The 7,393-nt window shown below is 43.9% G+C and carries 3 protein-coding genes; 2 read left to right on the plus strand and 1 reads right to left on the minus strand.

What is annotated here, in order from left to right; translation table 11 throughout:
* Nucleotides 1-90 precede the first annotated feature (90 nt).
* The gene (gene lysC, locus ED652_RS06850) at nt 91-1,458 is read left to right on the plus strand and encodes a lysine-sensitive aspartokinase 3 (RefSeq protein ID WP_122054013.1); all 1,368 of its coding nucleotides are present in this window, start codon (nt 91-93) and stop codon (nt 1,456-1,458) included.
* A gap of 110 nt (nt 1,459-1,568) precedes the next feature.
* On the opposite strand, the gene metH is transcribed toward lysC, so the two are convergent.
* Nucleotides 1,569-5,246, minus strand: coding sequence for a methionine synthase (gene metH, locus ED652_RS06855; RefSeq protein WP_122054015.1), 3,678 nt, complete (start codon nt 5,244-5,246; stop codon nt 1,569-1,571).
* A gap of 168 nt (nt 5,247-5,414) precedes the next feature.
* Here metH and ED652_RS06860 point away from each other — a divergent pair, with 168 nt between their 5' ends.
* Nucleotides 5,415-6,695, plus strand: coding sequence for a sodium:proton antiporter (locus ED652_RS06860; RefSeq protein WP_017109389.1), 1,281 nt, complete (start codon nt 5,415-5,417; stop codon nt 6,693-6,695).
* Nucleotides 6,696-7,393: the final 698 nt, after the last annotated feature.

Below are 7,393 nucleotides of genomic sequence, written 5' to 3' on the forward strand. Positions count from 1 at the left end.
TCTTTTTGCTCTAAATACTCTCTTCGAAAAACATCGGACGTTGGATTACCCAACCGTAATTTTATTTTAGGAAGTCGTGGGAGATATATCGTGAGTGCATCTAATGTAGCTGGTTCTTTTAATGTCGCTAAGTTTGGTGGAACAAGTGTTGCCAACTTTGAAGCAATGAGCCGTTGTGCTGCCATTATTGAAAATAACTCGAATACTAAACTGGTCGTGAGCAGCGCGTGCTCAGGCGTTACTAACCTGCTTGTTGAACTCGCGAATGGTGTTCAAGATAAAACTCGTCGCCAAGAACTAGTCACACAGTTAACCGACATTCATAATACGATTCTTGCTCAGTTAGCCGATCCGATCAGTATCGAGAAAGAGGTTCATAACATTCTCGATGATATTGCGAGTGCAGCCGAAGCGGCATCGTTCCAAGTAAGCACAAAACTGACTGACCACCTTGTCGCATGTGGCGAGCTGATGTCGACACATATCCTCGCTCAAATCATTCGCGAACGTGGTACACCAGCGGTTCGTTTTGATATCAGAGAAGTGATGCGCACCAATGATGATTTCGGTAAAGCAGAACCACAACTGGAAGATATTGCAGCCCTTGCACAGCAGAAACTGATTCCACTTTGCGAAGAACAAGTTGTCGTTACACAAGGTTTTATCGGTGCCGACAGCGAAGGTAACACCACAACGTTAGGTCGTGGCGGCAGTGATTATTCAGCTGCACTGATTGCCGAATCTGTGCAAGCGATTGGCTTAGAAATTTGGACGGATGTTCCGGGGATCTACACCACAGATCCACGCATCGCATCGAAAGCATCTCCTATCCCAGAAATCAGCTTCAGCGAAGCCTCTGAAATGGCAAACTTTGGCGCGAAGATATTACACCCTTCGACTCTGGTTCCTGCCCTACGCCATCAAATCCCGGTTTTTGTCGGCTCATCAAAAGCGCCAGAGCTTGGTGGAACGTGGATTCGTCAACAAGTTGAAAGCTCCCCTCTATTTAGAGCGCTTGCCCTACGCAGCAACCAAACCATGGTTACGCTGCGCAGCGCCAATATGTTCCATGCTTATGGCTTTTTGGCGAAGGTATTCGAGATCCTTGCTAAACATAAGATCTCGGTCGATCTTATCACTACCTCAGAGATCAGTGTCTCACTGACTCTCGATCAAACCGATACCTCTGGTGGTGCTCCTGAGTTACCTGAAGCCGCTCGCCTTGAGCTTGAAGAGTTGTGTTCCGTAGATATTGAGCACGACCTATGCCTTGTTGCTCTTATTGGTAATAACATGAGTGAAAGCAAAGGCTATGCAAAGCAGGTATTCGGTACTCTAGAAGATTTCAACCTACGTATGATTTGTTACGGAGCAAGCCCACACAACCTATGCTTCTTGCTAGATGAATCTGTGTCTAAGTTGGCGATTCAAAAACTTCATCAAGAGTTATTTGAGTAGATAGTCTGTTTATCATCGACAGATAAATAACTAAATTACAGATATAAAAAGGGTTGCTCTTGAGCAACCCTTTTTTATTTTTGCGAATCGAAGCTCGTTATAAATTCAAACTAGTTAATGTTTGGACCTAACCACTTCTCAGCTTCCAACATATCCCAACCTTTACGGTCGGCATAGCTATCCACTTGATCCTGTTGAATCTGTGCAATCGCAAAGTATCGGGCATCAGGATGTGAAAAATACATACCAGACACTGAAGCACCAGGCCACATTGCGTAACTCGTCGTTAGTGACATGTCGATCGCTTTTTCAACGTCCATCAACTCCCACAACGTGCCTTTCTCTGTATGTTCTGGGCAAGCAGGGTAACCCGGAGCAGGACGAATACCTTGGTATTTCTCTCGAATCAAATCGTCGTTAGACAAGTTCTCATCTGGCGAGTAGCCCCAGATATCCTTTCTCACTTCTTTATGCAGATACTCCGCGAACGCTTCAGCCAATCGGTCAGCAACCGCCTGAATCATAATTGCGTTGTAGTCATCGCCTTTCGCTTTGTATTCATCAGCCAGCTCTCGCTCACCGATACCACCAGTCACTGCAAAGCCACCAATCCAGTCCGCTTTGCCGCTATCTTTAGGTGCAATGTAATCTGACAAACAGTAGTTAAAACCTTTTGGCTTCTCGGTTTGTTGACGAAGGTTGTGCAAAACCTTTAACACTTCAGTACGAGATTCATCGGTATATACCTCGATATCATCGCCAACACTGTTGGCAGGGAACATCGCACACATCCCACGAGCTTCAAGTAGCTTCTCTTTCTGCACTCGATCCAATAAATCATTCGCATCTTTGAATAAGCGTTTCGCTTCCTCTCCCACTTCTTCATGATCAAGAATTGCAGGGTACTTTCCGACTAGCGACCATGTCATAAAGAATGGAGTCCAGTCGATGTACTGACGTAAAGTCGCAACATCAAAATCATTGAAGATGTGCACTCCAGGCTTAGCGGGTGCCGGCGGCGTATAAGCTCTCCAATCAATCACCACTTTATTAGCTCGAGCGCGCTCAAGCGTAACAGGCTTGGTACGTGGTTTCTTACGATTGTGCTGATCGCGAACGCGATCATAATCAATATCCAACTTCTCAATAAATGCTGGCTTCAACTCTTTAGATAACAATGAGGTACATACACCCACCGCACGTGAAGCATTGTTTACGTAGACCACAGGTTCAGAGTAGTTTTGTTCAATCTTAACGGCTGTATGCGCTTTGGATGTGGTTGCTCCACCGATCAGAAGAGGCAGTTTAAAGCCTTGTCTCTCCATTTCTTTAGCCACATGGACCATTTCATCAAGAGAAGGAGTGATCAAACCCGAAAGGCCAATGATATCGACGTTCTCTTCTTTAGCGACCTTAAGGATTTTTTCGCATGAAACCATCACGCCTAAATCGATAATTTCGTAGTTATTACACTGCAAGACAACGCCTACAATGTTTTTACCAATATCGTGAACATCGCCTTTTACGGTCGCAAGTAAGATTTTTCCGTTAGTCGCACCAACGTCTTTGGTTGCATTAATAAATGGTTCTAGATGGGCTACCGCTTGCTTCATAACACGTGCAGATTTCACCACTTGAGGAAGGAACATCTTACCTTCACCAAAGAGGTCACCAACCACGTTCATGCCATCCATTAATGGGCCTTCAATCACCTCAATAGGACGAGAAGCATTAACACGAGCTTCTTCGGTATCTTCTACAATAAAGTCGGTAATACCTTTCACTAAGGAATGCTCTAAGCGCTTTTCTACTGGCCAAGTACGCCACTCTAAAGCAGATTTATCTTCAACTTTCCCCACTGCACGCTCTAGATATTCAGTCGCGATATCTAGCAAGCGCTCAGTGGAATCATCTCGGCGATTTAGAACAACATCTTCAACGGCTTCACGCAAATCCTCAGGCACATTATCGTAAATCTCTAATTGCCCAGCATTTACGATGCCCATATCCATACCGTTTTTAAAACAGTGGTATAGGAATACTGCGTGGATTGCCTCACGAACGTAGTTATTGCCTCGGAATGAGAACGAAACATTCGATACACCACCAGAGATCATCGCATGAGGGAGATCGCGTTTGATATCTCCTACTGCTTCAATGAAATCGACCGCATAGTTGTTATGCTCATCAATACCCGTTGCCACAGCAAAAATGTTCGGGTCAAAAATAATATCTTCAGGTGGGAAGCCCACTTCATCAACCAGAATATTGTAGGCATTAGTACAAATCTCAACCTTACGCTCTCGAGTATCAGCTTGGCCAACGTCATCGAACGCCATCACGATAACGGCTGCACCATATCGGCGAACCAGTTTCGCTTGTTCGACAAACTTCTCTTTCCCTTCCTTCAATGAGATAGAGTTAACGATGCCTTTACCCTGAATACATTTCAGACCCGCTTCAATAACTTCCCATTTTGAAGAGTCGACCATGACTGGCACTTTCGAGATCTCAGGCTCAGATGCACATAGATTAAGGAATTTAACCATACACGCCTCAGCGTCTAGCATTCCTTCATCCATGTTAATATCGATAATTTGAGCGCCGTTCTCAACTTGCTCTCGAGCCACACTCAAAGCTTCATCATATAGCTCTTCTTTGATAAGGCGCTTAAAGCGAGCAGAGCCCGTAACGTTAGTTCGCTCACCCACGTTTACAAACAGAGATTCCTTGGAAATCGTCAATGGCTCTAAACCAGAGAGACGACAAGAGACGGGTAAATCTGGTAATTGGCGCGGTGTTACACCTTCAACAGCTTCCGCCATTTGGCGTATATGTTCTGGCGTCGTACCACAACAACCACCAATTAGGTTCAAGAAACCACTTTCAGCCCATTCCTTAACGTGTTCAGCCATATCTTCGGGAGACAGGTCATACTCACCAAATGCGTTAGGTAAACCCGCGTTAGGGTGTGCAGAAACATGACATTCGGAGATACGAGACATCTCACCGACATATTCGCGCAGTTCATCTGGGCCTAATGCACAGTTCAAACCGAATGAGATTGGTTTTACATGACGAAGAGCGTTGTAGAATGCTTCCGTCGTTTGTCCGGAAAGCGTTCGACCAGATGCATCGGTGATAGTACCGGAGATCATAACTGGTAAAGTGATACCCATTTCTTCAAAGACTGATTCAACGGCAAAAGAGCATGCCTTCGCGTTAAGTGTATCGAAGATAGTCTCGATAAGAATAAGGTCGGACCCACCTTTGATAAGAGCACGAGTCGACTCAGAATAAGCCACTACAAGTTCATCAAAGCTCACATTACGATAGCCCGGGTCATTAACATCTGGGGAGAGAGAACAAGTTCGGTTAGTTGGACCTAAAACACCCGCCACGAAACGAGGTTTCTCTGGCGTCTTCGCTGTCCATTCATCTGCCGCTTCTCGAGCCAGTTTAGCAGCAGCATAGTTAATTTCTTCGCTAAGACTTTCCATATCATAGTCGGCCATAGCAATGGTTGTTGCATTAAAGGTATTGGTTTCGAGGATATCTGCACCTGCTTCCAAATACTCCGTGTGGATACCTTTGATAAGCTTAGGCTGTGTAAGTACCAAAAGGTCATTGTTACCTTTTAAGTCACTATGCCAATCAGCAAAGCGCTCACCACGATAGTCCTGCTCTTCCAATTTATAATCCTGAATCATGGTACCCATGCCACCATCAATCAGTAAAATTCGTTGCTTTAACAGAGCCTCAATCTTTTGCCTTACATTACTTCCCACGGTACAGCCTCATTCCTTTAATTATTCCTCCATCCTATCACACATTAAAAAGGAGTCTAGACGTCTAAAAAAGGAAATTGATTACTAAGCTATGACAAAAAGTGTTTGCTATTTAAGCATGAGACAACGAAAATTAATTTTCATACTTTGTTACATATTGGAATCCCAATGTCGGTCTATTACACCTTATGCTTCTTGTCCGCTGCAGCCATGCTTATTGCTTTCGTGAATACCAAAATTGGTAAAATGCAGACAACCATCGCCATTACAGCTGGCTCAATGATGCTATCTCTATTGATTATCATTGCGGGACAAAACAATTGGTTTCAATTGGCAGACATCGCCTCAGAGACCGTTGCCAGTATTAACTTTGAAGACTTCCTCCTGAAAGGAATATTAGGTTTCTTACTCTTCGCGGGCGGCTTGGGGATTAAACTACCAAACTTAAAAGATCAGAAGTGGGAAATAACTGTACTAGCATTAGGTGCAACACTGTTTTCAACCTTCTTTATTGGGTTTGTGCTCTATGGGTTTTGTCAATTTATCGGCATTCAATTTGACCTGATTTATTGCTTACTGTTTGGGTCTCTAATATCTCCAACCGATCCAATTGCCGTGTTAGCAATAGTAAAAAAACTCGATGCTCCCAGACGAATCTCTACTCAAATCGAAGGAGAGTCTCTATTTAACGATGGTTTTGGTTTGGTTATCTTCGTAACCCTATTTACTATCGCATTCGGCACAGAAGCGCCGACTGTTGGCAGTGTTACCATGTTATTCGTCCAAGAGGCGATTGGCGGCATCGTCTACGGTTTTGTTTTAGGTCTGGTATTCCACTACCTAATCAGCAATACCGATGATCACTCTATGGAGTTGCTATTAACCATAGGCATCCCAACTGCTGGTTATGCGTTTGCTGAAGTTCTACATGTATCAGGACCATTAGCGATGGTGGTATCAGGTATCATGATTGGTAACTGGACTCGCTTTATCGGATTCTCAAAAGAGAGTGAGGATCACCTAGACCATTTCTGGGAACTCATAGACGAATTCTTAAATGGCGTCCTCTTCTTATTGATTGGTATGTCTATGCTACTATTCAAATTCCACCAAGAAGACTGGATTTTGATGGCGTTCGCAGTACCTCTAGTACTGAGTGCACGTTACCTCAGTGTGTTCTTGTCCTATATAGGATTTAAACGCTTTAGAACTTACAATCCTTGGTCAATCAAGATCCTGACTTGGGGCGGTTTGCGTGGTGGTCTAGCTCTAGCAATGGCTCTTTCAATACCTTCAGGCATTTGGGTTATTGAAGACAAGTCAATCGATGTTAAAGAGATTATCCTTGTCATGACATACGCTGTTGTTGTGTTCTCAATATTAGTTCAAGGTTCGACAATTACTCCAATGATAGAGAAAGCGAAACAAGCTGAGAAAGAATTGGATTAACACCGAAAAATATAAACGAAGGTCGCTTAGTATAAGCGGCCTTTTTTGTACCTGTGTCCATCAACAAGCACGCCTCTCTATCCCACAAGTTGCTCCCCTTATCTCTTTGTAGTATCTGAAGCAGTAAAACTAGCAAGCAACCAAGCACTAGTTTGAGTGCGTTCGAGCGAAGAGAAACACAAAGCATTTACGGAAATAAATTAAGTAAAGATACATGGCCTTCTTTTAAAGTGAAGTATTGAAAGCATAATAAAGTGTAGAAAGAGAACCACGATCGAAGAGGAATTGTAATTAGAGTTAAAGCTTCGCACACCAATGTTCTAGAACCGAAACTTCTCTATAGAACATCTGATGCAGTAGCAAGAAAGGTCTAGTCTTTCTACCGGGGCGTGCAGTCTAGATCCTTAAATATGCCAGAGGAGGACTGAGTCGGCACTCCGGAGATTCAACCAGACTGGTAAGTTAGGAGGACGCCTAGTTCTCCCAACATTGCTTCGAAGAAGCAACAGACGTAAAAAATCCCTAGCATTTCTGCTGAGGCTTTGTATGTGGCAGGAGTAGAGGTTTAGACTCCCAACACGCGCTATTTTGGTAAGCCGGAGAATCCGCTGCTTTGCTAATGGCGTATAATTAGTTTCAGAAAGCAAAAAGGCTCTAGCATTTCTGCTAGAGCCTTAAATATGGCAGGGGTGGAGAGA

This window comes from Vibrio sp. Evd11 (assembly GCF_900382755.1).
GTDB lineage: Bacteria > Pseudomonadota > Gammaproteobacteria > Enterobacterales > Vibrionaceae > Vibrio > Vibrio lentus.